Origin of the sequence: Pseudovibrio sp. Alg231-02, assembly GCF_900143565.1 — a bacterium.
Taxonomy (GTDB): Bacteria; Pseudomonadota; Alphaproteobacteria; order Rhizobiales; family Stappiaceae; genus Pseudovibrio.
This window is the reverse complement of sequence record NZ_FREX01000001.1, coordinates 1,029,784-1,054,651: the sequence shown is the minus strand read 5'-3', so window position 1 is coordinate 1,054,651 and position 24,868 is coordinate 1,029,784. Positions and strand designations below refer to the sequence as shown.

The window sequence follows — 24,868 nt, the reverse complement described above, 5'->3', positions numbered from 1 at the left end:
GCTCTCTTTTCCCTATCTGAGATTATTAGCTGCATGTTTTGTTTTGGTAATGCGTGTCGAAAACTACACGTCGCTTTGGGCTTGATTCTGGTTACATCCAGTACCCTAACACCGGCAAGTGCCACGCCATCGCTGGTGTTGAACCTCGACACTCAAAAAGTCCTGTACGCTGAGGATGCCGGCGATCCATGGTATCCCGCTTCAACAACCAAGTTGATGACCGCACTCGTAACCTTTGAGGCTCTTGCCAACAGAGAGGTCGACCTTGAAACGTCAGTGGTGATGTCCCCTTGGGCGATGAGGCAGGACTCATTGAAGTCCGGCCTGAAGGTTGGAAGCGTCATGACACTGCAGGATGCGCTTTTTGCAGTGCTCGTTGGATCAGCCAATGATGTCGCAGTGGCACTGGCTGAAAGTGTTGCGGGGAGTGAAGATGCATTCGCGCAACGCATGAATGCCACCGCGCAACGTCTTGGAATGACCGCAAGCCATTTTGTTAACGCCAACGGCTTGTTCGAACGCTCTCAGCAAACAACCGCACGAGATCTGGCCATTCTGGCGAGCGAAGTCTATCTGCGCTACCCTCAATACCGGGATGTGTTCGCCACATCAAAAGTGTTCATTGATGGTGCCGAAATCAAATCTTACAATGAGTTGCTGACACGACTGCCGGGCACAGTCGGCATGAAGACAGGTTTTGTCTGTTCATCTGGCCGCAATATCGTTGCACTTACAGATCGTGGTGGGCAGCGCTTTATGGCTGTTGTTCTTGGTGCAACGACAGGGCGGGAGCGCAGCGAAAGAGCAGCTAAACTCCTGACTGAGGCAATGACTGGTGAACTGACACCCACTGGTCTGCAGCTGAATGAAATTGCTAACGATCTGCATCGTCAACCTGAAAATATGCGCAAACGGGTGTGTAGCAGCCAAAGTGCAGCCTATGAGGCGCAGCAAAACAAGCGTTATCCGATGGGCATCGGCAGGAACAAGAGTTATCTGAAGGCGGCGGTGAAGCACAAAAGCTATAGCATCCGCACTTGGAAGGCTGCTGTGGGTTTTAGCGGCCCGCTACCCTATCCAAAGCCAAAGTAACTTGTTGCAATTCCTGCCACATGTCAGAGTTTGGCAGGTTTGGAAGTGAACTTGATACCGGCTTCTTCGCAATGCAGCCAGACGACCTTGCCGCTGAAGGAAAGTTTGCGGGCTGGCACCTGAATTTTCACCATGTCACCGGACACGAGCTTTCCGGTATTGATCAGCAGCCGACAACCACCGTTGCTGATGTCCTCAATCACGCAGGATCGGTTGAAATTATCCGTAAGCAGAACAGCAGGCCAATGACAGGCATGCCGTTTATAGTCCCGGTTTTCTATTTCTAAAAGTTTCGGACGAGGTATCATGAGACCGCCGGCCCTTACATCAATATGCGATAACTAGAATCATTAGTTTGGAAAACTGATATACGCATTATCAATTATATATTGCGCAGATGTTAACGTGCGAGCGGCCTATCGTCTCAGCCTAAGTTATTCATATCATGAAGGAAATTTAGAAAATTTCGGCTCTAAATATGCTGAGCGTACAGGTTGTCTGTAACCTGCCGGAAGCACTACGTAAATTTGAGGCTGTAACCATCAAGTGGATTGTGAAAGGGAAGGGCTGTTCTATTTTCCAGAAATAATCGTCAATTCACAGTCGCCAACAGAAACCTCAAGCGGTGTGCCGCCAAATGGCTCTCCGTCGATTTGAACTGCCGCTGCGCGATAGGCATCTATGCGGGCAGTTCTGATTGCCTTGCACTCAACATTACGGGATTTTGCGACGCTGCCAGTAAGTAAGCGGCATGCGTATTTGAAGAGCGCCCACACCCCGTCCTCTTTAAAGACCAGTAGATGCAGTTTCTTCTCCAGAATGGACGCATCAGGCACCACGAGGTGTTTACCAGCGTAGTAGCGGCCATTGGTGATCAAAGCCATCGCGCACTGCAGCTCTTCATCGTCTGCCCGCACTTTAAAGCTGCCTTTGCGGCGCGAAAATGCCAGCTGAGCCGCAATGAAGAGATAAGCAAACCGACCGTAACGTCGCTTCAGACGCAGAGGTACAACATGCACCACTTCTGCATCAAAGCCGGTTGACGTGGATAGGAAGAACGGGCGTCCATTGGCAAAACCATTGTGCAGTTTCTTCGTCTTGCCTGCGATGATGGTCTTGGCAATCTCTTGCGGCGTACTCGGTACGCCCAGTTCATGAGCAAGTACATTTGCGGTGCCCAACGGAATAATCGCCAGATGCGGTTTCATTCCACGCCCCAGCAAAGCAGAAGCAGCCTCACTCACAGAGGCATCCCCACCAGCAACAGCCAGAATATCTGTGCTTAGGTCAGGGTCCGTGCAAGTCTCAGCGATCTCGCTTGCACGGCTGGTGAGTTTCAGCTCCACCTTCATCCCGGCGTCTTCAAGGCATTGCACAATCTCTGTGATGTTTTGAAAACGGAAAGATGTCGCGGTCGGATTAGCAAGAATCAGCACACGCTTGGCTTTGCGTGATTTCTTTTTCGCCTCTTCCGGCCGAGAGTGGGGAAGCTGGTTTTCCATAAACCTGACCTTGCCTTCCCGACTTACTTGGATTTCTGAAAGGGTTTCATACCCTTGCGGGCAAGCTCATCAGCACGTTCGTTTTCTTCGTGCCCGGCATGACCTTTGATCCAGTGCCACGCAACATCATGCCGTTGTGCTGCCGTATCCAGCAGTTGCCATAAATCAGCGTTTTTAACGGGTGAGTTGGAAGCAGTCCGCCAGCCCTTGCGCTTCCAGTTATGCATCCACTGCGTAATGCCGTTTTTCACATAGGAACTGTCGGTATAAAGATCGACGGCACAAGAGCGCTTCAGGGAATCAAGAGCCTGAATGGCTGCCATCAACTCCATGCGGTTGTTGGTTGTATCAGGCTCGCCGCCGCACAATTCTTTCTCATGCTCGCCAAAGCGCAGCAGCACGCCCCAGCCGCCAGGTCCCGGGTTGCCGGAGCAAGCTCCATCAGTCCATGTCTCAACACGTTTGGTATCGGTCATTTATCCAGCCCGTATGCACTCGCATTGGATACGCCACGATGGAACCTGAGTTTATGCAGGTATTCAAGTGGATCTTTTGGAACAACAAGCGCACCTTCCGGCACCGACAGCCAGTCGTAAAGACGGGTCAGCAGGAAGCGCAGCGCTGCACCACGACACAACAAAGGCAGGTTGTCGAATTCAAGCTCGCTGAACGGACGCACACTGCGATAACCTTCCAGCAATGCCCGCGCTTTCGTGACGTTGAACATGCCATCCGGTTCAAAGCACCAGGCATTGATGCAGATTGCCACGTCATAGGCAAAGGCATCATTACAAGCAAAGTAGAAGTCGATCAGACCGGAAAGTTCTTTGCCCAGATAAAACACATTGTCCGGGAATAGGTCAGCATGAATAACACCGTTTGGCAGTTCTTGCGGCCACAGTGCCTGTAGCTCATCCAGTTCCGCAGTCAGCTCTTCTGCAAGGCCAACCTTCACTTCATGCGCACGCCCACGGCTGGCATCTAGTAAAGGAGCCCAACCATCAACGCTCAGAGAGTTTGGTCGTTTGATCTCAAAGTCGGCGCCTGCCAGATGCATCCGCGCCATGCCTTTACCCAGCTCAGCGCAATGCACCAGCTGAGGCTTACGAACCCACATACCATCAAGGAAGGTAACCATGGCTGCAGGACGTCCCGCAAGCTCGCCAAGCATCTGCCCGTCACGGTCAATAAGCGGAGTAGGGCAGTTCAGGCCATTATTGGCAAGATGCTGCATCAGCCCCAGAAAAAACGGCAAATCATCAGGATTAACGCGTTTTTCGTAGAGCGTCAGGATGTAATAGCCCGTCTCCGTATGAACCAGATAGTTGGAGTTTTCGACACCTTCAGCAATGCCCTTGTAAGAGAGCAAATTGCCAATGTTGAAACGGTCGATGAAAGCGCCCAGCTCTTCATCGGAAACATCGGTATATACAGCCATAACTATTCAGCCGGACTTGTTCCGCTAGGCGCGGCAGCGGTCCGTAACTCTTTCGGTAGATTGAATGAAATGTCTTCTTCAGCAGTTGTAACGGTTTCCAGTGTCACATCATAATGCTCACGGAAGGATTCAACAATTTCTTCAACAAGGATTTCAGGGGCAGACGCACCGGCGGTGATACCGATTGTTTTTGCACCTTCAAAATCATCCCAGAAGATCTCGGAGGCTCGCTGAATGAGGAAAGCCTTGTCACAACCTGCTCTCTCACCAACTTCGCGCAGGCGCTTGGAGTTGGAGGAGTTTGGTGCACCAACAACAATCATGGCATCGCACTTCGGTGCAATTTCCTTCACAGCATGCTGGCGGTTGGTTGTTGCATAGCAGATGTCATCCTTGTGCGGCTTCGCAATGGTTGGGAAGCGTTCTTCAAGAATTTTGACAATCTCTTCTGTGTCATCAACAGAAAGAGTCGTTTGAGAAATCCACGCCAATTGCCGGTCGGTCTTCGGTTTAAACTGGCGAGCATCCTCTGCTGTCTCAATAAGCGAGACACGTCCTCGCGGTAGCTGACCCATGGTGCCAACAACTTCTGGATGGCCTTTATGGCCGATCAGCAGAATTTCGCGCTCGCGCCTGTCATGCAAAATAGCTTCTTTGTGCACCTTGGAAACCAGCGGACAAGTGGCATCAAGGAAGAACAGATTACGCAGTCGCGCAGCCTCTGGCACAGATTTTGGTACACCGTGTGCAGAAAAAATAACAGGACGGTCGTCTGCCGGTATCTCATCTAATTCCTCAACAAAAACAGCACCTTTGTTGCGCAGAGATTCAACCACATACTTATTGTGAACGATCTCGTGGCGCACATAAACAGGAGCACCGTATTTCTCGAGAGCGAGGTCGACGATCTGGATCGCGCGATCAACACCGGCACAAAAGCCACGTGGAGCGCAAAGAAGAATTTTGATCGGTGCCTTTGTGGTCGGCGTAACCTGCATGATGTATTCCTGAGTTTTGACTTTGAGCAATTGAAGGATGTTGACTGCCTCTGTCAAGAAAAAGAGTTTTTAATCGGGCATCAAGGGCTGATTTTCTCCAATATTCAGCCTGTCAGCTTCCTCTACTGTGTTTCAGGTGCCTGATGTATCTCGCCATTTGCGTTTGTGGCTGATATAGAAACAAAAACTGCAGGTAAATTTGGGATTCGTATGGTGGGCAATTTATTGGCAAAATCACTGCTCAAAAACACAGGCCGGGCAATTCTTCTGGCAGCACTTGGTGCTTCACTGGCAGGATGCGGCAGCTTTATGTCATCGGACAACGAGCTGGAAGCTTCCTCTACAAACCCGCCTGCAACTGAGAAGACCTTTGATCTGTCCGTTCTTCAGGCGCCAGCCTTATGCCCCGCTTTGCAGGAGCTTTCAGGAACAACCATCCTGACGGTGTACCCGCGCGGAAAAGAAAAGACGCCTGAGAATCTGAGCTATCAGGCCATCATCAGGGATTGGGCGCGTACTTGTAAAAAGTCCGGTCAGAATTCCGCGATGAAATTGGGCATCGCAGGCAACATTACACCCGGTCCAACCTGGAAAGGCGGCGAAATTTTGCTTCCTGTGCGTGTAGCAGTCACACAAGGTGTGGATGGCGGAGAAAAAACAATCTACTCCAAACTCTTCAGCGTTCCTGTCACTTTAGGGGCCGGATCGCCGTCTGCAACATGGGCATTTGTGGAAGAAAATATTATCCTTCCGAATGAACCGGGACAAAATGTTGTCTTTGGATTCGACGAAAAGTAAAAAATAGGTTAGTAAGTGATTACAGCTTGGCGTCATAGTGTCGCGCCAGCCTTCTTGAATGACACGTTGCAGTCATTCAGGGGGAATACATTCGCCGGTCTGAGGAGGGCTGGCGCGTGATAGAGCTGTGCGGGAGAGAATAAGCCACCCATTGGGTTATCGCCGAAGGAGCAACCGCCCCGGAAACTCTCAGGCAAAAGGACCGCACAGTAAGCAACACTCTGGAAAGCAGTGCCGAGCACGCAATCCTGTTGGATCGCATGTTAAGGCTCTCACCGAAGGAGTAACCATTCTGGTTTTTGTAGCTGCCAGCGTGGGAAATCTCTCAGGTTCTCGAGACAGAGGGGGCGTACTCGATCATTCCGCGACTTTGGAATGGTCGTTGATGTGTACGCCACTGTCTGAGGGGACCATATGGCTGAAGCTGCAGACCTGCTAAAAACACCGCTTTTCGATCTTCATGTAGAGCTTGGCGCTAAAATGGTGCCGTTCGCTGGTTATGATATGCCAGTGCAGTTCCCGCTTGGCGTGATGAAAGAACACCTCTTCACACGTGAAAGCGCAGGCCTCTTTGATGTGTCTCACATGGGGCAGGCTTGGCTCGTAGGCCCAGACCATGCAACCACTGCTGCTGCTCTGGAAACACTTGTTCCTTCCAACATGAAGGAACTGAAGCCGGGCAAACAGCGTTACACCGTTCTGCTCAACGACAACGGCTGCATCATTGATGACCTCATGGTCTCTCGCCCTCTGGCGAGCGAAGATGATGGTCGCCTCATGCTCGTCGTAAATGCTGCATGTAAAGACAACGACTATAAAATCATCGCAGCAGCCCTTCCAGAAAACGTAAAGCTTGAGATCGTTGAAGATCGCGCATTGATCGCAATCCAAGGTCCAAAAGCCGCTGAAGTGATGGCGCTGCACGCACCAGAAGCTGCAGAAATGGGCTTCATGGAAGCGCGTCCTCTGGAATTTGACGGCATCTCCGTTATTGCCTCCCGCTCAGGGTACACTGGCGAAGATGGCTATGAGATTTCCATTCCGGCTGGCGCTGCTGAAGCAGTTGCAAAAGCGCTGCTCGCAGATGAGCGCGTAGAATCCATCGGGCTTGGCGCTCGTGACAGCCTGCGTCTTGAAGCAGGTCTTTGCCTTTATGGTCACGACATCGACGAAAACACCACGCCTGTTGAAGGCAATATCACCTTCTGCATGCAGAAGCGCCGTAAAGAAGCAGGTGATTTCCCAGGTGGTGAACGTGTGCTGAAACAGCTGGCTGAAGGCACCGAAAATCTCCGTGTAGGCTTGCTGCTTGAAGGCCGTGCACCAGCACGTGAAGGCGCGGAAATCCGCGTCCCGGGTACAGAAGAAATTATTGGCCGCGTCACATCTGGCGGTTATGGGCCAACTCTCGGCGCACCAGTTGCGATGGGCTATGTCCCGTCCAATCTGGCGGAAATTGGTACAGAATTAGAGCTTGTGGTCCGTGGCCGCGCGCTTCCTGCCAAGGTTGCTGAGATGCCGTTTGTAGCGCAGCGCTACTACCGCAAACCAAAATAATTCCGGTGAGGGCAGCGGGCTGCCCCAATCACATTTCAATCGACAAACGACAGTGTAGGGAACGCTTAAATGAGCACATATTTCACAAAAGACCACGAGTGGCTGAAGGTTGAGGGAGACGTAGTAACCGTCGGTATCACTGAGTTCGCACAGAGCCAGCTGGGCGATGTTGTGTTCGTCGAACTGCCAGAAAACGGCAAAACCGTCGATCAGGACGATGAAGTTGCTGTTGTGGAATCCGTGAAAGCTGCATCTGAAGTATATGCGCCGCTCGATGGTGAGATCGTTGAGGGCAACGAACTGCTCGTTGATGAGCCTGCAAAAGTGAATGAAGACCCAGAAGGCGCTGCATGGTTCTTCAAAATGAAGCTCGGGAATGCTGCACAGCTAGAAGCCCTGATGAGCGAAGCTGACTACAAAGCATTTGTAGAAACGCTTTAAGGCAAAGCGTACTCCCGAAAAGCCCGACCGGTTTTCGGAATAAGAATACGCAATAAGCCAAAAGCCGTTCATCACCTGCCATGCACGACAGCCGCATGGCAGGAAATGGCAGAAGCCCTGTTCGCTTTTGCTGCAATGTGCATCAGACAATCTGATGGAGAGAGAACATGCGGTATCTTCCGCTTTCAGACAACGACCGCGCCGACATGCTGGCGCGTATCGGCGTAGACTCAATCGATGAGCTGTTTGCCGATATCCCAGAGGCCGTTCGCCTTGAAGAACTGACAACTTTGCCGCGTCGCAAGACAGAAATGCAAGTTGAGCGTCAGCTCAGCGCAATGGCGAACAAGAATGTCAGTGCTGGATCTCTACCGTTCTTCGTTGGGGCAGGGGCGTACAAACACCACGTGCCAGCAACGGTTGATCATCTGATCCAGCGTTCTGAATTTCTGACAAGCTACACTCCGTATCAGCCAGAAATCACACAGGGCACGCTTCAGGCACTCTTCGAGTTCCAGACACAGGTGGCAAACCTGACCGGAATGGAAGTCGCCAACGCGTCCATGTACGATGGATCTACCGGCACAGCTGAAGCTGTGTTGATGGCGCACCGTGTAACCCGCAAGAAAAAAGCGGTTCTTTCCGGTGGCTTGCATCCGCAGTACCGTGAAGTGGTTGAAGGTGTTTCTGCAAAACTGCCTGGTGCATCTGTTGCGGCACTGCCGGCAGACCCAACTGGTACAGAAGATATTCTGGCACAGATCGACGACGAAACCTCCTGTGTGGTGGTTCAGTCTCCGTCCTTCTACGGCCAGTTGATCGATCTGAAGCCGATTGCAGAAAAAGCGCACAAGCACAAAGCTCTGTTGATCGCAGTGTTCACTGAAGTTGTTTCCCTCGGCCTTCTGGAAAGCCCAGGTGCTCAGGGCGCGGACATCGTGGTTGGCGAAGGCCAGTCCATCGGTAACCCGCTCACCTTCGGTGGCCCTTACGTTGGTCTGTTTGCAACCCGCCAGAAGTACATCCGCAACATGCCGGGTCGTGTTTGTGGTGAAACAACGGATGCAGAAGGCAAGCGCGGTTTCGTGTTGACCCTCTCCACCCGTGAGCAGCACATTCGTCGTGACAAAGCGACTTCCAACATCTGCACCAACTCCGGTCTGTGCTCCTTGGCGTTCACCATCCACATGACCTTGTTGGGCGGCAAAGGCCTCGCACGCCTTGCCCGCATCAACCACATGAGCGCAGTTGCACTGGCAGATGCTCTTTCTGCGGTTGAGGGGGTTGAAGTGCTGAACTCCGCGTACTTCAACGAGTTCACAATTCGCACGCCAAAGAATGCACATGACGTGATTGAAGCTCTTGCTGTAAAGGGCGTTCTGGGCGGTGTTCCTGTTTGCCGTCTGGACAAATCCGGTGGTGATATCGACAACCTGATCGTTGTTGCAAGCACAGAAGTGAACACCGATGAGGACCGTGCAGCCTACGCGCAGGCTCTGAAGGAGGTGCTGGCATGACTATGAACCATCAGGGACGTCCAACACGTGCTGGTGAAGCTGGCCCCCCAATGCCGCACCAGACCTTTACGGGCAACAAAGCATTGGACATGGAAGAGCCGCTCATCTTTGAGATCGGCCACATGGACAACTGTGGTGTAGACCTTGACGAGCCAATGGACTTCGTTCCACGCCTCGGCAACCACATGCGTTCTGAGCCGGTAGAGCTTCCAGCTCTGTCCGAGCCAGAAACCATGCGTCACTACGTCCGCATGTCCCGCAACAACTATGCGATTGATTCAGGCCTGTACCCGCTGGGTTCCTGCACCATGAAGCATAACCCGCGCCTTAACGAAAAAATGGCGCGTCTGCCGGGCTTTGCTGACATTCACCCACTGCAGCCAATCTCCACAGTTCCGGGTGCTTTCGAGCTAATCTCTGAACTGGCTGACTGGCTGATGGAACTCACCGGCACCAACGCTGTGGCCATGAGCCCGAAAGCTGGTGCTCACGGTGAACAGTGCGGCATGATGTCTATCAAGCACGCAATTGCAGCCAAAGGTGAAGAACGCTCCATCGTTCTGGTTCCGGAAAGTGCTCACGGCACCAACCCGGCAACCGCTGCACTGGTTGGCTACAAGGTTGTGTCCATCCCGGCACGCGAAGACGGCACAGTGGCCGTGGAAGCTGTGATCGAAAAGATCGAAGCCCACGCAGGTCAGGTGGCAGCGCTTATGCTCACCAACCCGAACACCTGTGGTCTGTTTGAGCCAGAAGTGATTGAGATTGCAAACGCAATCCATGAAGCTGGTGGCTACTTCTACTGTGATGGCGCAAACTTCAACGCGATTGTTGGCAAGGCAAAACCGGGTGATCTTGGCATCGACGCCATGCACATCAACCTGCACAAAACCTTCTCCACGCCGCACGGCGGTGGTGGCCCAGGTTCTGGTCCGGTTGTTCTGTCTGATCGTCTGGCACCATACGCTCCGCTTCCATTCATCCGCAAAAATGGCGATGAGCTGGAAATTGTTGAAACAACCGATCAGCTGAAGGACGGAGAACAGCCATTTGGCCGTATGACCGCATTCTTCGGTCAGATGGGCATGTATGTACGTGCGCTGTCTTACATGCAGTCTCACGGTTCCGATGGCCTCAAGCAGGCATCTGAAGATGCTGTACTGAACGCCAACTACGTCCGCGTTGGCCTGCAGGACCTGATGACCTTGCCATTCGGTGTAAAGCCATGCATGCATGAAGTTCTGTTTGACGACAGCTTCCTGAATGACACTGGCGTATCCACGCTCGACTTCGCAAAAGCGATGATCGACGAAGGCTACCACCCAATGACCATGTACTTCCCACTGGTCGTAAGTGGTGCAATGTTGATCGAACCAACCGAAAGCGAAAGCCGCGCTTCTCTGGACCTGTTCGTTGCAACCATGCGCGATCTGGTGATGAGTGCAAAAGCAGGCGAAAAAGACCGCTTCGAAGGTGCTCCGTTCCTGGCTCCGCGCCGTCGTCTGGATGAAACAGCGGCTGCGCGTAAACCAATCCTAAAATGGGTGGCTCCAGAACCAACCAAGGTGGAACCAGAACTCGCGTAACAACGAGCTTTCTGTAAAAACTTATAGCCCGGCTCTTGAAAAAGACGCCGGGCTTTTTTCTGTGCGGCCCAATCCATGCCCATACCGATGCCCATGGATATTGATTGATCAGAATATGCGGATACTGGCAGTGTCCTGCCCGGTATACGGTCATTCGTGCTTAGCAGATAAAACGGGTGAGGTGGGGGATGCGTAAGGCACCTAAATGGCGCAGTTGGCTGCCAACAAGTCGGCAACTTCGGTTCCGGGTGCAATCGACCCTTGCCAGAACCTTCCCGTCCATCGGTGATCGAAACAACTTTTTTCCAGACAATGCAAACCCAAGGCTTGCACCAAATGAACACTTGCTAACCGTTGATGAGCGCAGCTCTCGTGCGCTGCCGCAAGAGATGCAGGCGTTTTTTGAAGAACACGGCGCATTGGAGCAAAGCCGCTATCCTTTGCCAATCACCCCCGCCGGTCACACGCAGCTCAGGATGTATAAGCTCGTTGATGCACTGGTCCTCGGCAGCACCGGAGCAACCGTCTTAAAGGCGCAACATCGCCAGATAGAAGCCGCAGCACCCAACACCATGCGGTTTGCGCGGTTAAAGGACAGGACGATCCAGACTGCAGCCATCAACATGCTGGGCATGGCCGCTGGTCATCGCCACTACTACCACTTCCTGTGCGATGTAGCCTTCCCGCTTCTGTTTCTGCTAGAGCAACTGGGGCCGCTGACATTCCCGCTGAAAATACTGCTTCGGGAAAATATCCCAGAGTTTCAGAAAGAGTTTTACGAGCATCTGGCTCAGGAGACGCCTCTTCTCAGCCTGGAAGAGTGCAAAGCGAACGAACGCATCCATTGCAAGACGTTGTTTCACTGCACGCCAGCAATGAACTGCGAATACAGAGTCCCAGCCAGCGAGCAGGCAGCATCTATGGTTGCGACGCATTATTTGGCAGCATACCAACTTGATATGCACAAGACGCCAGCCACAAGGATCTATATCGCGCGAGATGATGCAAAAACACGCCGAATAGTGAACGAGAAGTCACTCAAAGAGCAGTTGGAGGCACGGGGTTTTCAAAGCGTCATTCCCGGCAAACTAAGCCACAAAGAGCAGGTGGAACTCTTCAACAACGCCAGAATCATCGTTGGAACCCACGGCGCAGGCCTGACAAACCTGCTGTTCACACAAGCAGGCGGCAAGCTGATTGAGATCTTCCCTGCAGATTACGTCCAGAGCGCTTATGCATGGCTCGCACATGTACGGGGGCTAAGATACGCGCCGGTTATCGGAGAAAAGAGCGGCGCGCACCAACACTTCTCTCTGTCTCAAAACGCAATCGGACAGATCCTGCACGAAGTTGATGCTTTGGAACTCGCTTAAACCGACTTGGGCATTGCAGGCACTATAATCGCTGCCAGTGCGGCGGAACGATCAAACTGTCATCCAGATTGGGGTTCTTGAACCACTTAAGCGGCGCTATCACGTGTTTCTCTTCATTCCCGTTCAAAAAAGCAGCCCACCAGCTGAAGGTGCTGTTGGCGGTGACGATGTGATCGCAAGATGACATAACCAACAGATCTTCATAGTCTTTTCCATCCTGCATCGGATCCGCAAAAAACACATTGTTTTGCTGCGGAACCACTTCGCGCGCTCGTTCAGGACTGTCGGAGAAGACATAGAAGGTCAGGCCGGGAATGCGCTCTGAGAGGAAATCCATCGCACCCTTGTAATAGCCAGCAGAGCACAGTCCAAAATTCTGCAGATTGTGCGCCTGACTATAATCGCCATAGCGCACATGCAAGGCAACGGATGGCCCGGAGTTAATTCGTTGCAGCAGTTTCAGCCGCTCAAGCACCATTGGTTTCTTGAGCGTGATCTCTTCTCGCAACTGCTCCATGATGGAGAATGGCATCTCCCACTTTTGCCAATACCCGTCCAGATAAGCGCTTTGCTTGAAGACGGGAGTATCTCCATCTCGCAGCAACTCATCCTCGCGGATGTAGCGGCGCTGGTAGAAGGGATAGAACTTGCGGCATATCTTGACGGTTTGCCCAAACCCCTGCGCTGGCCAAAGCACTGCAGACATTTCAGATTCAGTAGCAGATAAGCCTTGCGTTTTGAAAAGGTTGAGGCAATAGGAGCGGTTGAAGTACTGCGCGTACTCACTGTGGTCGAAACGAAGTTTCATCCCCGTTTCAAGCGCGATTTTCCGCCCAAAAGCATACTGAAAAAGCTGATTGCCAATGCCGCCACGGATACGGACAATCAATGTTGTTTTGAGCTTGCGCCGTCGCGCAGCACCAGACTTTCGCACCTGAGAAGCAACTGACATACGTCCCCCGTACACAAATCAGCGTGTTTACCCCTCAGCCTACCGGAGCTTTGGCAAAGGCTCACTACTAGGTTTTTGGGAGTAAATCTCCTAGGTCGAGCTGAAACTGTGCTAGGTCTGCGAGGATAAGTTGTAATGAACCCCCGCGGTATCATGAAAATGCCATTCTTGCTGACAACACTGTGCCTGATATAACCAATTGGATTTGCTTATGAACTACGATTTACTCATTTGGGATTGCGACGGCTGTTTGATTGACAGCGAGTGGATTGGCTGTCAGGTCGAGGCCGAAGGCTTCACCAAAGCTGGATACCCGATCAGCACGGAAGAAATGATCGCCCGCTTCTGCGGTGTGTCATCTGCAGAAGTATTCAGCCAGGTTGAAGCGGAAATTGGCGTCAACATTCGCCACCACGAGGCGATCGTAAATCAGGATGAGGCGCTAAAGGCAGCCTTTGAGCAGCATCTCAAGCCAATCGCTGGCATCCATGAAGCATTGCATGAGTTGGACAACTCATTCCCGAATTTGCAAATGTGCATCGCCTCTGGCAGTTCCATGGACCGCCTGGAACATACCCTCAAGCTCACAAATCTATATGATCGGTTTGAGAATAAATATTTCTCGGCTGATCTGGTTGAAAAGGGCAAGCCAGCGCCAGATGTGTTCCTGAAAGCAGCAAGCGAGATGGGCGTCGCTCCCGAAAAATGTATTGTTGTTGAAGACAGCCACCTCGGCTTGCAAGCAGCCCGGGCAGCAGGCATGACCGCCCTCGGCTTCACCGGAGCCTCCCACGGCAACGCAGATTTACACAGCCGCCTTGAACAGCAAAACCCTATGGCAATCTTTAATGATATGAAAGAGTTAGCCGGTCTCATCAAAAAGCTGAATATGCTCAAAAGTACGGCTTGAGGAGCGCCGAGTAGCACAAACTGCCAAAACTTTCTTGACAGGGCAGGGCCGTTGCGGTCATACACTTGGGCATGAACAATAGCCTGACCATCATTTCTGCGGTTTATTATTATGCGCCCGACATATCGGCGGCCGCGTTCCTATAAACTCATGTAAAATTGAGGTCAGAACCAAAAGCCGCCGCGTAGGCGGCTTTTGTGTTTTAGCTCTCCTGCGCGGCGAAGGAGAGCATTATGAAACATACAATGGTAGATACAACGCGCTGCTTCCGTCCCAAATCTGAAGCCCTTCAACTGCTGATCGATCGCGGTTTCCTGCATCAATGCACGGATTTGGAAGCGCTGGACGAAAAACTCCAAGCAGGCCCCATCACAGCATACGCTGGATTTGATGCAACGGCTGACAGCCTGCATGTCGGCCACCTGCTGCCATTAATGGCCATGCGCTGGTTGCAGAAAACCGGACACAAACCAATCCTGTTGGTGGGCGGCGGTACCACGCGCGTAGGCGACCCAAGCTTCCGCTCCGAAAGCCGACCACTGCTGGATGATACGCAGATAGAACACAATCTCGTAGGTATCCGCGCAACCGTAGAACGCCTCTTCGACTTGTCTGAAGGACAGGGCCAAATCGTCAACAACGCTGAATGGTTGGATGAATTCCGCTTCCTCGAGTTCCTGCGGGACTTCGGCACGCACTTCACCGTCAACCGCATGATGACCTTCGACAGCGTCCGCTCCCGCCTTGAGGCACAACAACCACTCTCCGTGCTCGAGTTCTGCTACATGATGTTGCAAGCTGTTGATTTTGTTGAGCTCAACCAACGTTTCGACTGCACATTGCAGATCGGCGGTTCTGATCAATGGGGCAACATCGTCAATGGTGTGGACCTTGGACGCCGCTCAGGCAGTCAGCTCTTTGGCTTCACACTGCCATTGCTGACAACAGCCTCGGGCAGCAAAATGGGCAAAACCGCAGAAGGCGCGGTGTGGCTCAACCCATCCCGCCTGTCCAGCTTCGGCTTCTGGCAGTTCTGGCGCAATGCGGATGATGCTGATGTACCTCGGCTACTGAAACTCTTCACCGATCTACCACTGGGCGAAATCGACCGCCTGTCTTCCTTACAAGGGCAGGAGCTGAATGAGGCCAAAAAGATACTGGCAACACAAGTCACCGGCATCGTCCACGGTCTGGCCGCAGCAGAAGCAGCGCTTCAGCAGGGAGAAGCTCTGTTCAGCGGTCAGGAAGACCTCTCTCAGCCAACCCACGAGCTACCTCTCTCCCTCCTCGCCAAACCACTCGGTCTCCTGGACCTGCTGGTAAAAACCGGCTTCGCCACCACCAACAGCGAAGCCCGCCACCTCATCCGCGGCGGCGGTGTTCGTCTGAATACATCCATCGTCCTGGAAGAAACCCGGGTGATTTCAGAAGGCGACCTGAAACCGGGTGAAAGGCTGACCCTAGCGGTTGGCAAGCGCCGTAAGGCGCTGGTGGAGTTCGGTTAAAGTGGATCAAGATGGTCAGCTTGCTGCTGGCCATCTTCCATAGACACCTGTCGCTTAAGCCTCAAAGTTATTAATGAAGCTTTTCACCACATTGAACTGTTCATCTCGACTGCTGAACATATTCTCTGGAAAATAGTTTGTGTTGGTTGCGACAGTCATAAGGGGCCCCAACAACCCGTTTTGAGAAACGCGGAAACTCTGTTCCTTGGAACCAAGAAGCAAAACCGCCTGATAAAGCGAGGGTGCATTGGAGAAACCTTGAGGCAGTGAGTTGACGAAGGCGACCATTGCTTCTCGAGTAATCAGCGTATGACCAGTATGAACAGAGCTATAAGCTGTTCGTGCATCTGCGATATTTAACGGGGTCAGTAAGCCGTTGGTTATTTCGGAATGACACCCAAAAAACGCACCTCTTAGCGGGCCTTCAGACATGTAGTAAATACCATCGGGCAGGTATTGTTTTATTCGATTGTTGTACCTCAGATTGTTCAGTGAGATTTCATTTTTTTTCAGGTGGTCAATTGTGGTGAGCATATTAGTCTTGGTGTGACCTAACGGGGCGAAAATTATGTCGTCGGTATAGCGGAATGTCTGAGTGTAGTCGTAATCGTGCTGGTAGTTTACGGTTTGGTCAGAATAAGTAGCGTGTGTTCTCTGGTTTGTGACCTGCTGATAAGGCTCAGTATTACCTGTAATTGAAGCTCGTGAGTTCCAGTCCCCCGAAAATGCAACCACAGTGGTTGTTTCTCTAGGCATAATCTTGAAGCCGTTAGCATGCATCAAGCGCAGACGAATGAACTCATTGTCCCCATTCATGAAATAGGAACTTGGAAGCTGTGGCAAAGCAAAACGCTCATTTTTGATACGGATAGTACCGAAAATGAGGTGATCCTCTGCTATCAACGGGATCGGGGTATTTACGGGCATATTTGCTGACCTTCTAATTATTTCACTGGACATGCGGGCGTGGGCTTTAAGTAGGGCGAGGCTGATTAGCAGAAGTTGCAGCTTCATCACGCTTAAAGCCCTTAATTGCTCACCTTCAGTAGACGCAGCATTCAGAAACTCGTGAAACAAAAAAAGCCCCCGCCTAGAAAGGCAAGGGCCAAGTCATATGGATATGAAGCAGGGACAAACCCTGTAAACCGTGGGGCGAGGTCGCCACACGAACTGTGTAAGACGCTACTTAGGCATTTGCGAGCGGACGACTTCCCGAAGGGCGTCAACCGGCTCAAGAGCCTTGCCACGTTTAATGTGCCAGAAGGTCCAGCCATTGCAGGCTTGCTGACCCTGAACGAGCGCACCCACCTTATGGATGGATCCTGAATGCTCGCCGCAGATCAAGGAACCATCGGCGCGAACCGTAGCCTTGAAGCGTCCACGGGCATCGGTCAGTTCCGCGCCCGGTGTCAATAATCCTGTCTCCAACAAATTGCCAAACGGAACTCGTGGAAGAGCACGTTTACCTTGTGTCATCGCCAGAAAATCATCGTTGGCAGGTGTAACCCGGTCAATCCGTTCGGAAGCGGCTTTAATGTAAGAGTCTTCACGCTCACATCCCACAAAGTGGCGGCCAAGCTTCTTGGCAACAGCACCAGTGGTGCCTGTGCCAAAGAATGGATCAAGGATCACATCGCCCTGGTTTGAAGTGGAGAGCAGCACGCGGTAAAGCAGGCTCTCCGGCTTCTGAGTTGGATGCACTTTGTCGCCGTTGTCGTCCTTCAGGCGTTCATGACCAGTGCAGATAGGCAGCACCCAGTCAGACCGCATCTGAAGATCGTCGTTAAACGTCTTCATCGCATCGTAGTTAAAGGTCGGCTTGCTCACTTGTGAAGGGCAGGCCCAGATGAGCGTCTCATGAGCATTAGTAAAACGTTTGCCACGGAAGTTCGGCATCGGGTTTGTTTTCAGCCAAACCACATCATTGTTGATCCAGAACCCAAGGTCCTGCATCACCGCACCAACGCGGAAAATGTTGTGATAAGAGCCAATAACCCAGATGGACCCGTTTGGCTTTAACACGCGGCGAACCGCTTGCAGCCAAGCACGAGTGAACTCATCATAAGCTTTAAAGCTGGAGAACTGATCCCAGTGATCATCGCAGGCATCTACCTTCGAATGATCAGGCCTGTGCAGATCTCCGCCCAGCTGTAGGTTATAAGGGGGATCGGCGAAAACCACATCCACGCTGTTGTCAGGAAGCTTGTTCAAAGCCTCAACACAGTCGCCCTTAATAATTGTATCAAGCCAGTCTGGCTTGGTGGAAATGTGGGGTGCCATCAAGGACACCCCTTCTTTACGCTGTACTCTCATTGCGACGCAACACCTCACGCAATTCATGAGTGCTATGGTTACCCACTATGGTAAACCAGAGGTTAATAGTGGATATCTTTTATTCTTTTAGAATCAACGCTTTATTTACAGATTCGAATATTCGTCTCGAAGTTAACTCCCATTAATATTCGACCGCGGATTCCCTTGGGGTAGAGGTTTATGAGGAGTTAAAATGGCGAAAATAGAGACCCTAAATATTTTTTTGAGAGTCAAGCTTTTTTGCTGGCTAAAGAGAACAAGGTAAACGCACTGCGGGGACAGCGGGCAAATCGGTTAACGAGTGTGGCAGGGCTTACGCTGCGGACAGCGCAAAAAAAAGCGCGCCATGTAAGGCGCGCTTCCAAACTGCAAATCAGTGCAGGAGAGGGGCTTACTCAATCCCCATGCAGTTGGCGTAAAATGTCACTGTTGCTGGCCAGTCAGAAAACACACCGCTGACCTTCACGTCCTGTGCCAGCACATCCAGCAGCTCATAAACGCTGCCTTCGCTGGTGATCGCATTATTGATGCTGCGATAGTACCAGCCGCCTTTGTTGTGAGAGAGCAGGCCAGAGCGCTCCAGCGTCCAAGTGAAGATCTTGATGCCAGCCTCATTCGCAGCCTTTGCATAAGCCGACGGCACGATCTTCCCGTTATCCAGAGTGACAAGCATCCAAAGAGGAGGGGAGATATAGTTCACACCCATCTCTTTCAGCTCAGCCATGGACGGCTTGAAGCTGGTTGGATCAGATGTGTCAAAGCCCTGCATACGGAAGCGACCATCAAGGAACACGGCCTGCTTGCCAAACTCAGGCTCATTCTTGATCCAGTACAGCACGTCATCCAAAAAGAAGGACTGCGGATAAACGTCAGAAGCCGGAATACCTGCTGCTTTATACTCTTCAATCAGCTTCTGAGCGAAATCTTCCTGAGTGAACCCGTCAAACGGCATCTTCACGCTCGGGTGCTTCAACTCCGGCGTAAATTTAACGCCCTGTTTTTTGAAGAGCTCAATGGATTGAGCATGGGTCATCAAAGTGCCACCAGCGCCAGCTGCCGCATAAAGGTCCGTGCGCCAGTCAGCTGTGCCTTTCAGGAAGTCCTCAACCGTTGTTGCAGCTGGATTAGAGGCGTCCATCTTGCCAGTGATACCTTGGAACTCTGCCAATGTGATCTCAGAGGTTCTGCACTCCGCCGCTGCCTTCTCGCCATTGGCAGCAGCAGTAAACGGAGCAACACACGTGCTTGCCAGGTCAGTCGCGAGGATATCTGTCGTTGTCGCCAGATCATTTTGAGAATGACGGCAGACCAGCTCCTTATCCTTGGTGAAGGTGACATCGCATTCCTGCACCCCCGCACCCATCACAGCTGCAGCTTGATAAGACTCTAACGTATGCTCAGGAAACTGCAGGGGAGCCCCACGGTGCCCGATCGTGAAACTGGAAGCCTTTGCAGGATTGCCGATACAGGCGCGCAACTTATCCTTCAACGGGCTCTCTTGCATCTGCTCAACGAGAAAAGCAGGCCGCGGCCCCAACTGGGCAGCTTGTGCGCTCACAGTAAGGCAGGTGCCAGCCACCAAACCAAGCGCAGCAGTACGAACAAAGTGCATAAAAAGATCCCTCCCGATCATCTGAAGCGTAGTCCTGCAAAGTGCCTCTAGAACTCGCCCATGCAATTTTCGGGATAGTTTTACAGAATAAACTGAAGGAGATAAGGGTAAATATGTAGCTATGAATCTCAATTCTGTGTGCAGAGCTGAATCTGACGCTGCGTGAAAATATCCTCACTCACTAAAAAATAAACCATATTTGTCCGCAGTTTGTCTTGACCCTGTCGTAAACATCCCTCAGATATATAGTGACACGAAAGAGGAGAAACCGAACGTGTCGACTATATCCGATAGCGACGTTGTGATGGAAAGCCGTTCCATCCGTACGCCTGAGACAATTCCCCCACAATCCTTTAAAGATGCCAGTGAAGCTGTTGCGCACCTGATCTATCTGTTTGATCGGGCGACTGACTTTCTACGTGAGAATTTTAAAGAGGCTGCACAGGGCAGCATGTCGGAAACCCGGGTCAGAGCATTTTACCCGGAACTGCGATTTGAAGTTTCCAGCCACATCCGCGTTGATACGCGCCTGTCCTATGGCTTTGTGGCAAGGCCTGGCAAATATAAGACCACAGTCACCCGGCCAGATCTTTTTAAGAACTACCTGGAACATCAGATTGATCTCCTGATCAAAAACCACGGCCTTGAAGTGGTGATCGCTGAAAGTGATCAGCCGATCCCGTTGCATTTTGCATTTTATGATGGCGCACACGTGGAAGGCGCTTTGCCATCCAGCGAAGAGCGCCCGCTGCGTGATGTGTTTGATGTGCCGGATCTTGCCGTCATGGATGATGCCATCTCCAATGGCACCTACCGTTCAAAAGATGGCTTTGAGCCGCTGGCGCCGTTTACGGCTCCGCGCGTGGATTATTCCCTGCATCGCTTGCAGCACTACACTGCAACCGCGCCGCGCTATTTCCAAAACTTCGTGCTCTTCACAAACTATCAGTTCTATATTGATGGCTTTGCGCAGATGGCAAAAGAGCTGATCAATGATCCGGAGAGCGGTTATGTGGCCTTTGTCGAGCCGGGCAATCTCATCACCTATGCAGGTGATAAAGAACCGCGCGAAGGTGTGGCCCCGCCGCGCCTGCCACAAATGCCAGCCTATCACCTGCTGCGGGAGGACAACTCCGGCATCACCATGGTGAACATCGGTGTTGGCCCGTCCAATGCAAAAACCATCACCGACCACATTGCAGTGCTTCGTCCACATGCCTGGTTGATGCTCGGCCACTGCGCTGGGCTCAGAAGCAGCCAGCAGCTCGGTGATTACGTACTGGCTCATGGTTATGTGCGTGAAGACAAGGTGCTGGATGCCGACCTGCCAACATGGGTTCCCATCCCGCCTCTGGCAGAAGTACAGGTCGCGCTGGAAGATGCCGTTGAAAAGACCACCGGTTACAGCGGCTATGACCTGAAGCGTGTAATGCGCACAGGAACCGTAGCCTCCATCGATAACCGCAACTGGGAACTGCGCGACCACCGCGAGCCAGTGCAGCGTTTCTCCCAGTCCCGTGCGATCGCGCTGGATATGGAATCCGCAACCATTGCTGCCAACGGCTTCCGCTTCCGCGTTCCCTATGGAACCTTGCTCTGCGTATCAGACAAGCCGCTGCATGGGGAGTTGAAGCTGCCCGGCATGGCGACAGACTTCTACCGGACGCAAGTGAACCAGCATCTGGAAATTGGTGTGAAGACCATGGAGGTCCTTAGGGAAATGCCGTTGGAACGGCTCCACTCTCGCAAACTCCGCAGCTTCATGGAAACCGCATTCCAATAAGCACCAATCAGCATTTGTAGAAACAAGAAAAGCCGGGCTCCAGACTCGGCTTTTTGCTGCGCACTTAAATCACACCGCCGGCCTTCAGCGCTTTCATCATCACCGTTGGCAGGGCCTCCCCCTCAAGCTCATCTGGTGCTGACCACCAATATCCATCAGGTTCATCGTAATGAGCGGGCGCCTGTGCCTGCCAGACGCTCATTTCTAGATGGAAGTGCGTGAAGGTGTGCTTCACATCCTTCGGCGTACGCACCCAATCCGCAGTGATCGGAGCATGTGAGAGGTCTTCCATCGCTGCATCATCCGCCCAGTGGGTGGTGATGGGCTCACTCATGCCTGCAAGCAGTCCTTTATCTTCGCGTTTGCGCAGAAGAACGCGGCCACGTGCATCGCTGAGCAGAAAGGCCATGCCACGTCGTGTCGGTTTCACCTTCTTAGGGGCTTTGCGTGGCAGCGTGTCCGCAATGCCTTGCTTGCGACCCTCACAAACATCCATCCACGGGCAGATGCCACAGGCCGGAGACTTCGGCGTGCAGATCGTGGCGCCAAGGTCCATGATGGCCTGCGCAAAGTCGCCGGGCCGGTCATGTGGAGTCACTTCAGCCATCAACGGCTTCACTTCAGCTTTGAGAGCAGGGAGCTCGGTCAGCAATGCATGGCGGCGGGATAGAACCCTCTCCACATTGCCATCAACCACAGCAGCATGGCGCCCAAAGGCTATCGTGGAGATTGCAGCTGCCGTGTAAGGACCGATGCCGGGGAGCTTTAAAAGCCGCTCTTCTTCCTCAGGAAAACGCCCATTGTGATGCAATTGGACAAATTTTGCACACTTATACAGATTTCTTGCACGGGAATAATAACCAAGCCCAGCCCACGCTTTTAGGATGTCTTCTTCCTCCGCATTGGCCATATCAGCAAGTGTTGGCCATGTCTTTATGAAGAGATTGAAGTAGTTTTTCACTGCCGCAACAGTAGTCTGCTGAAGCATGATTTCTGAGAGCCAGACATGGTAAGGGTCTGGTTTTACACCGGAAAGTATATCAGCAGGAGCTGTTCGCCATGGCAGTTGGCGAGAATTTCTGTCATACCAGTAAAGAACAACTAGATTATCTTGCATGGTTTTGTGGGTTAACCTTGGTTTTGATCCCTAAATAATTGGGGTTCCCTTGGTAATTCATGGTACCGCGGAAAACGGGACTGAATTAAGACTAATATAAAGCAATGGTCATATATGTGCCTTAATCTAATGGCGTGATGAAGACGATGAAAGCAACTGCGCAAAATCGGGTTTCCAGGAGATCAAGCCATCAGCTAAACGAGCTGATTGGTAAGACCATGCACCCTGTCGCGCGCAAGCGCGGATTTGCCAGTGCCGACCTTCTCACCGCCTGGCCAGAACTTGTCGGGAAGAAGTATCACGGAAAAGTACAGCCCGGTAGGCTTGTTTGGCCAAGAGCCAAAAGCTCTGAGGGAGAGCCGGTTGCAGAACCTGCAACACTTCTTGTTCATGCGGATGGCTCCACTGCTTTGTTCTTCACGCATGAAGCTCCACAACTGCGAGATCGGATAAACGCCTTTTTAGGCTGGAATGCGGTTGGCCGCATCAAGGTTGTGCAGCGTCCGGCGCTCAGAACCAAAAAGATCACACCAAAACCGCTTCGTGAGCTGTCAGAAATTGAAAACCGCCGCATTGAGCAAAAGGTTGCGTCAGTCTCTGATGAGCGGCTGAAGAATGCGCTGGAAAAGCTCGGCAAGAACCTCATTGCCCGCACACCTGCAAGCAACTCCTGATCCATCCTTAAAGACCTGCAGTTCTGAATGAGTGATTACTGGCTGACCACCAGATCATGCCCCTTTGCGGTATATCCTAGCAAAAGGTCAGGGCGCTCCATCAAAAGATAGGCTGTCGTTGTTTCCTGCGCATTCCGCAGCTCAATGGTATCACCATTCACCGCCCACGCCGTCACGCTGCTCAGCTCTTCATTGGTGCAGCCGCTTGTTGCTGCATGTCCGTTTGGAAAACTGCTGGTCACCGCTGGTGTCACAACAGCGGCGCCTGACGGGGTCTTGCTAAACTGAACCCGACAAGGAGCTGAGCTGTTTCCGCTGCCCTCGCTGACGACCCAGTTCGTAGAGGTAAGTGCGCCCAAATCTGCCGTGCCTGTATAAATTGTATTGGATGTTGCAGGTATAGCAGTCGTTTCAATCGTCGTTTCTTGAGTAGTTGTAGGTATAGCTTCGACGAAATCTTCAGATACAGAGGCTTGGCAGGCAATCAGTGGTGTGATGAGAAGCATTAAGGTAGTCAAGCGCTTCATAATGTATCCGTATATCTTGTTAGAGAGTTCTATAAATATTTAATAACTCATTAATGAGGCAAAAACAAAACAACACGAGAAATTATTGTTGTTTTCCATGCATAAATTCTGTGGGTATGTATTAGCAGTGCAAATTTAATCATAGTGAATATCTTGGAACGCTCTCTGCCCGTTTACCGCGAAATGGCAGAACCCCTTTGTTTTAAACGAAGAAAATCGTTTTCTCGCCTAACGTATGCGTCAATCCGGCTGCCTTACCAAAATTTAATATGACTACTCAGGATATTCGGTAGCATCCGACAAGTATTTGCCATAGTTTCCTGAAAACCAATTGTTGCTGGAAAGCGAGCTGTGGGCATGGCTGTATTCTGCGGATGTTCACCAGTTTGTGATCAATGGCTCTTGGGTTGGAGTGGTTATACTCCAGACCAGATGCTGGCTGTCTTTATGGCGATAAACGCGCCGGGTCAGCCAACAGGGCAACACATTTTAACTTGGGATAGAAAAACGTGACACTCTCTCGCCGTAAGTTTCTTGAGCGCACCAGTGCTCTTACAGCCGCTTCTCTTGCCTTTGCCGCTATGCCAACTGTTGCCTCTGCACAGACCTATTCCGAGGCAGACCTGAATAAGGTTGGCCCGTTGGGTGATAAGGTTATCGGCCAGGCAGACGCTCCCGTCACTGTCATTGAATATGCCTCTTTGACATGTGGTCACTGCGCCAACTTCCACAACACCACATATAAAGAGCTGAAGAAGAAATACATCGACACCGGCAAAGTGCGTTTCATCTTCCGTGAATTCCCGCTGGATACAGTCGCCGCAGCTGGCTTTATGCTTGCGCGCTGTGCACCGGAAGACAAATACTTCGACATTATGTCTCTGATGTTCGAACAGCAGCGCAGCTGGGCATTCACCAATGATCCATACAGCGCCCTGTTGAATATGGGCAAGCAGCTCGGTTTCACTGAAGAAGCTGTAAAGGCTTGCTTGACGAATCAGGAAATACTAGACGGAGTAACCGAAGTTCGTGACTACGGCTCAGACACGCTGGGTGTAGATTCAACACCGACCTTCTTTATCAACGGTGAAAAAGTAAGCGGAGCGCTCTCTCTTGAGGAGTTCAGCAAGTACGTGGATAAGAATCTGTAAGACAAGCGGGCAGCCCTCAGGG

23 protein-coding genes and 1 riboswitch are annotated in these 24,868 nt (G+C 51.9%); of the genes, 12 read left to right on the top strand and 11 right to left on the bottom strand.

Translation table 11 applies throughout. The annotated features are described in order from the left end of the window. The first annotated feature begins 33 nt into the window (after nt 1-33). The gene (locus DHN43_RS04635) at nt 34-1,092 is read left to right on the top strand and encodes a D-alanyl-D-alanine carboxypeptidase family protein (protein ID WP_108817858.1); all 1,059 of its coding nucleotides are present in this window, start codon (nt 34-36) and stop codon (nt 1,090-1,092) included. 23 nt (nt 1,093-1,115) lie between these two features. Here DHN43_RS04635 and DHN43_RS04630 read toward each other — a convergent pair whose 3' ends face one another. The 5 genes from DHN43_RS04630 to ispH all read right to left on the bottom strand — a co-directional run bounded on the left by DHN43_RS04630 (nt 1,116) and on the right by ispH (nt 5,030). Next, entirely contained in the window at nt 1,116-1,400 is a 285-nt protein-coding gene (locus DHN43_RS04630; RefSeq protein WP_082826818.1) for a PilZ domain-containing protein, read from the bottom strand. 264 nt (nt 1,401-1,664) lie between these two features. Then, nucleotides 1,665-2,594, bottom strand: a complete 930-nt coding sequence (locus tag DHN43_RS04625; RefSeq protein WP_063287215.1) for a diacylglycerol/lipid kinase family protein — start codon at nt 2,592-2,594, stop codon at nt 1,665-1,667. A 23-nt stretch (nt 2,595-2,617) separates the two neighbouring features. Next, nucleotides 2,618-3,070, bottom strand: coding sequence for a ribonuclease HI (rnhA, locus tag DHN43_RS04620; RefSeq protein WP_057462906.1), 453 nt, complete (start codon nt 3,068-3,070; stop codon nt 2,618-2,620). Continuing rightward, the gene (locus DHN43_RS04615) at nt 3,067-4,032 is read right to left on the bottom strand and encodes a homoserine kinase (RefSeq protein WP_108817857.1); all 966 of its coding nucleotides are present in this window, start codon (nt 4,030-4,032) and stop codon (nt 3,067-3,069) included. Before DHN43_RS04615 ends, rnhA begins: the two co-directional genes overlap by 4 nt. A gap of 2 nt (nt 4,033-4,034) precedes the next feature. Continuing rightward, nucleotides 4,035-5,030, bottom strand: coding sequence for a 4-hydroxy-3-methylbut-2-enyl diphosphate reductase (gene ispH / locus DHN43_RS04610; RefSeq protein ID WP_199914779.1), 996 nt, complete (start codon nt 5,028-5,030; stop codon nt 4,035-4,037). A 210-nt stretch (nt 5,031-5,240) separates the two neighbouring features. On the opposite strand from ispH, the gene DHN43_RS04605 reads away from it, so the two are divergent. From DHN43_RS04605 to DHN43_RS04580, 6 genes are all read left to right on the top strand, one after another. Continuing rightward, complete coding sequence (locus DHN43_RS04605; protein WP_057462917.1) at nt 5,241-5,828, top strand: hypothetical protein; 588 nt, start codon at nt 5,241-5,243, stop codon at nt 5,826-5,828. A gap of 120 nt (nt 5,829-5,948) precedes the next feature. Then, a riboswitch (glycine riboswitch) is annotated at nt 5,949-6,043 on the top strand. Nucleotides 6,044-6,242: 199 nt separating this feature from the next. Further along, nucleotides 6,243-7,385 (top strand): glycine cleavage system aminomethyltransferase GcvT, encoded by a 1,143-nt coding sequence (gene gcvT / locus DHN43_RS04600; RefSeq protein WP_063287218.1) that lies wholly within the window; start codon nt 6,243-6,245, stop codon nt 7,383-7,385. Nucleotides 7,386-7,454: 69 nt separating this feature from the next. After that, the gene (gene gcvH, locus DHN43_RS04595; RefSeq protein ID WP_057462902.1) at nt 7,455-7,826 is read left to right on the top strand and encodes a glycine cleavage system protein GcvH; all 372 of its coding nucleotides are present in this window, start codon (nt 7,455-7,457) and stop codon (nt 7,824-7,826) included. A gap of 167 nt (nt 7,827-7,993) precedes the next feature. Further along, entirely contained in the window at nt 7,994-9,343 is a 1,350-nt protein-coding gene (gcvPA, locus tag DHN43_RS04590) for an aminomethyl-transferring glycine dehydrogenase subunit GcvPA (protein WP_057462901.1), read from the top strand. Next, entirely contained in the window at nt 9,340-10,929 is a 1,590-nt protein-coding gene (gene gcvPB, locus DHN43_RS04585; protein WP_108817855.1) for an aminomethyl-transferring glycine dehydrogenase subunit GcvPB, read from the top strand. Before gcvPA ends, gcvPB begins: the two co-directional genes overlap by 4 nt. A gap of 188 nt (nt 10,930-11,117) precedes the next feature. After that, a complete protein-coding gene (locus DHN43_RS04580; protein WP_108817854.1) occupies nt 11,118-12,302 on the top strand; it encodes a glycosyltransferase family 61 protein in 1,185 nt (394 codons plus the stop codon). 22 nt (nt 12,303-12,324) lie between these two features. Here DHN43_RS04580 and DHN43_RS04575 read toward each other — a convergent pair whose 3' ends face one another. Continuing rightward, nucleotides 12,325-13,254, bottom strand: a complete 930-nt coding sequence (locus DHN43_RS04575; protein ID WP_108817853.1) for an alpha-1,2-fucosyltransferase — start codon at nt 13,252-13,254, stop codon at nt 12,325-12,327. A gap of 211 nt (nt 13,255-13,465) precedes the next feature. On the opposite strand from DHN43_RS04575, the gene DHN43_RS04570 reads away from it, so the two are divergent. Both DHN43_RS04570 and tyrS read left to right on the top strand, forming a co-directional pair. Further along, nucleotides 13,466-14,164: an HAD family hydrolase gene (locus DHN43_RS04570; protein WP_108817852.1), complete on the top strand. Its 699-nt coding sequence runs from the start codon at nt 13,466-13,468 to the stop codon at nt 14,162-14,164. Between the two features lie 233 nt (nt 14,165-14,397). Beyond that, entirely contained in the window at nt 14,398-15,669 is a 1,272-nt protein-coding gene (gene tyrS, locus DHN43_RS04565) for a tyrosine--tRNA ligase (RefSeq protein ID WP_108817851.1), read from the top strand. Between the two features lie 54 nt (nt 15,670-15,723). Here the strand turns inward: tyrS and DHN43_RS04560 are convergent, their stop codons facing one another. The 3 genes from DHN43_RS04560 to DHN43_RS04550 form a co-directional block, all read right to left on the bottom strand. Further along, nucleotides 15,724-16,746 (bottom strand): hypothetical protein, encoded by a 1,023-nt coding sequence (locus DHN43_RS04560; protein WP_159096786.1) that lies wholly within the window; start codon nt 16,744-16,746, stop codon nt 15,724-15,726. A 105-nt stretch (nt 16,747-16,851) separates the two neighbouring features. Beyond that, the gene (locus DHN43_RS04555) at nt 16,852-17,949 is read right to left on the bottom strand and encodes a site-specific DNA-methyltransferase (protein WP_108817849.1); all 1,098 of its coding nucleotides are present in this window, start codon (nt 17,947-17,949) and stop codon (nt 16,852-16,854) included. A gap of 424 nt (nt 17,950-18,373) precedes the next feature. Next, nucleotides 18,374-19,594 (bottom strand): glycerophosphodiester phosphodiesterase family protein, encoded by a 1,221-nt coding sequence (locus tag DHN43_RS04550; RefSeq protein ID WP_108817848.1) that lies wholly within the window; start codon nt 19,592-19,594, stop codon nt 18,374-18,376. Between the two features lie 304 nt (nt 19,595-19,898). Here DHN43_RS04550 and DHN43_RS04545 point away from each other — a divergent pair, with 304 nt between their 5' ends. Continuing rightward, nucleotides 19,899-21,377: an AMP nucleosidase gene (locus DHN43_RS04545; protein WP_063293848.1), complete on the top strand. Its 1,479-nt coding sequence runs from the start codon at nt 19,899-19,901 to the stop codon at nt 21,375-21,377. Between the two features lie 64 nt (nt 21,378-21,441). On the opposite strand, the gene mutY is transcribed toward DHN43_RS04545, so the two are convergent. Beyond that, a complete protein-coding gene (gene mutY, locus DHN43_RS04540) occupies nt 21,442-22,494 on the bottom strand; it encodes an A/G-specific adenine glycosylase (RefSeq protein ID WP_108817847.1) in 1,053 nt (350 codons plus the stop codon). A gap of 137 nt (nt 22,495-22,631) precedes the next feature. Between mutY and DHN43_RS04535 the strand changes: the two genes are divergently transcribed. Next, complete coding sequence (locus DHN43_RS04535) at nt 22,632-23,168, top strand: DUF721 domain-containing protein (RefSeq protein WP_082826820.1); 537 nt, start codon at nt 22,632-22,634, stop codon at nt 23,166-23,168. A 35-nt stretch (nt 23,169-23,203) separates the two neighbouring features. On the opposite strand, the gene DHN43_RS04530 is transcribed toward DHN43_RS04535, so the two are convergent. Beyond that, nucleotides 23,204-23,695 carry a hypothetical protein gene (locus DHN43_RS04530; protein ID WP_159096785.1) on the bottom strand — a complete coding sequence of 164 codons (492 nt, stop codon included), beginning with the start codon at nt 23,693-23,695 and terminating at the stop codon, nt 23,204-23,206. A gap of 509 nt (nt 23,696-24,204) precedes the next feature. Between DHN43_RS04530 and DHN43_RS04525 the strand changes: the two genes are divergently transcribed. Further along, nucleotides 24,205-24,846 carry a DsbA family protein gene (locus DHN43_RS04525; protein ID WP_057462890.1) on the top strand — a complete coding sequence of 214 codons (642 nt, stop codon included), beginning with the start codon at nt 24,205-24,207 and terminating at the stop codon, nt 24,844-24,846. Nucleotides 24,847-24,868 lie beyond the last annotated feature (22 nt).

Bases quoted from the DNA above. Each gene is read 5' to 3' on its own strand.
- DHN43_RS04635 (WP_108817858.1), top strand. From the start codon at position 34: ATGTTTTGTTTTGGTAATGCGTGTCGAAAACTACACGTCGCTTTGGGC.
- DHN43_RS04630 (WP_082826818.1), bottom strand. From the start codon at position 1,400: ATGATACCTCGTCCGAAACTTTTAGAAATAGAAAACCGGGACTATAAA.
- DHN43_RS04625 (WP_063287215.1), bottom strand. From the start codon at position 2,594: ATGGAAAACCAGCTTCCCCACTCTCGGCCGGAAGAGGCGAAAAAGAAA.
- rnhA (WP_057462906.1), bottom strand. From the start codon at position 3,070: ATGACCGATACCAAACGTGTTGAGACATGGACTGATGGAGCTTGCTCC.
- DHN43_RS04615 (WP_108817857.1), bottom strand. From the start codon at position 4,032: ATGGCTGTATATACCGATGTTTCCGATGAAGAGCTGGGCGCTTTCATC.
- ispH (WP_199914779.1), bottom strand. From the start codon at position 5,030: ATGCAGGTTACGCCGACCACAAAGGCACCGATCAAAATTCTTCTTTGC.
- DHN43_RS04605 (WP_057462917.1), top strand. From the start codon at position 5,241: ATGGTGGGCAATTTATTGGCAAAATCACTGCTCAAAAACACAGGCCGG.
- gcvT (WP_063287218.1), top strand. From the start codon at position 6,243: ATGGCTGAAGCTGCAGACCTGCTAAAAACACCGCTTTTCGATCTTCAT.
- gcvH (WP_057462902.1), top strand. From the start codon at position 7,455: ATGAGCACATATTTCACAAAAGACCACGAGTGGCTGAAGGTTGAGGGA.
- gcvPA (WP_057462901.1), top strand. From the start codon at position 7,994: ATGCGGTATCTTCCGCTTTCAGACAACGACCGCGCCGACATGCTGGCG.
- gcvPB (WP_108817855.1), top strand. From the start codon at position 9,340: ATGACTATGAACCATCAGGGACGTCCAACACGTGCTGGTGAAGCTGGC.
- DHN43_RS04580 (WP_108817854.1), top strand. From the start codon at position 11,118: ATGCGTAAGGCACCTAAATGGCGCAGTTGGCTGCCAACAAGTCGGCAA.
- DHN43_RS04575 (WP_108817853.1), bottom strand. From the start codon at position 13,254: ATGTCAGTTGCTTCTCAGGTGCGAAAGTCTGGTGCTGCGCGACGGCGC.
- DHN43_RS04570 (WP_108817852.1), top strand. From the start codon at position 13,466: ATGAACTACGATTTACTCATTTGGGATTGCGACGGCTGTTTGATTGAC.
- tyrS (WP_108817851.1), top strand. From the start codon at position 14,398: ATGAAACATACAATGGTAGATACAACGCGCTGCTTCCGTCCCAAATCT.
- DHN43_RS04555 (WP_108817849.1), bottom strand. From the start codon at position 17,949: ATGGCACCCCACATTTCCACCAAGCCAGACTGGCTTGATACAATTATT.
- DHN43_RS04550 (WP_108817848.1), bottom strand. From the start codon at position 19,594: ATGCACTTTGTTCGTACTGCTGCGCTTGGTTTGGTGGCTGGCACCTGC.
- DHN43_RS04545 (WP_063293848.1), top strand. From the start codon at position 19,899: ATGGAAAGCCGTTCCATCCGTACGCCTGAGACAATTCCCCCACAATCC.
- mutY (WP_108817847.1), bottom strand. From the start codon at position 22,494: ATGCAAGATAATCTAGTTGTTCTTTACTGGTATGACAGAAATTCTCGC.
- DHN43_RS04535 (WP_082826820.1), top strand. From the start codon at position 22,632: ATGAAGACGATGAAAGCAACTGCGCAAAATCGGGTTTCCAGGAGATCA.
- DHN43_RS04530 (WP_159096785.1), bottom strand. From the start codon at position 23,695: ATGAAGCGCTTGACTACCTTAATGCTTCTCATCACACCACTGATTGCC.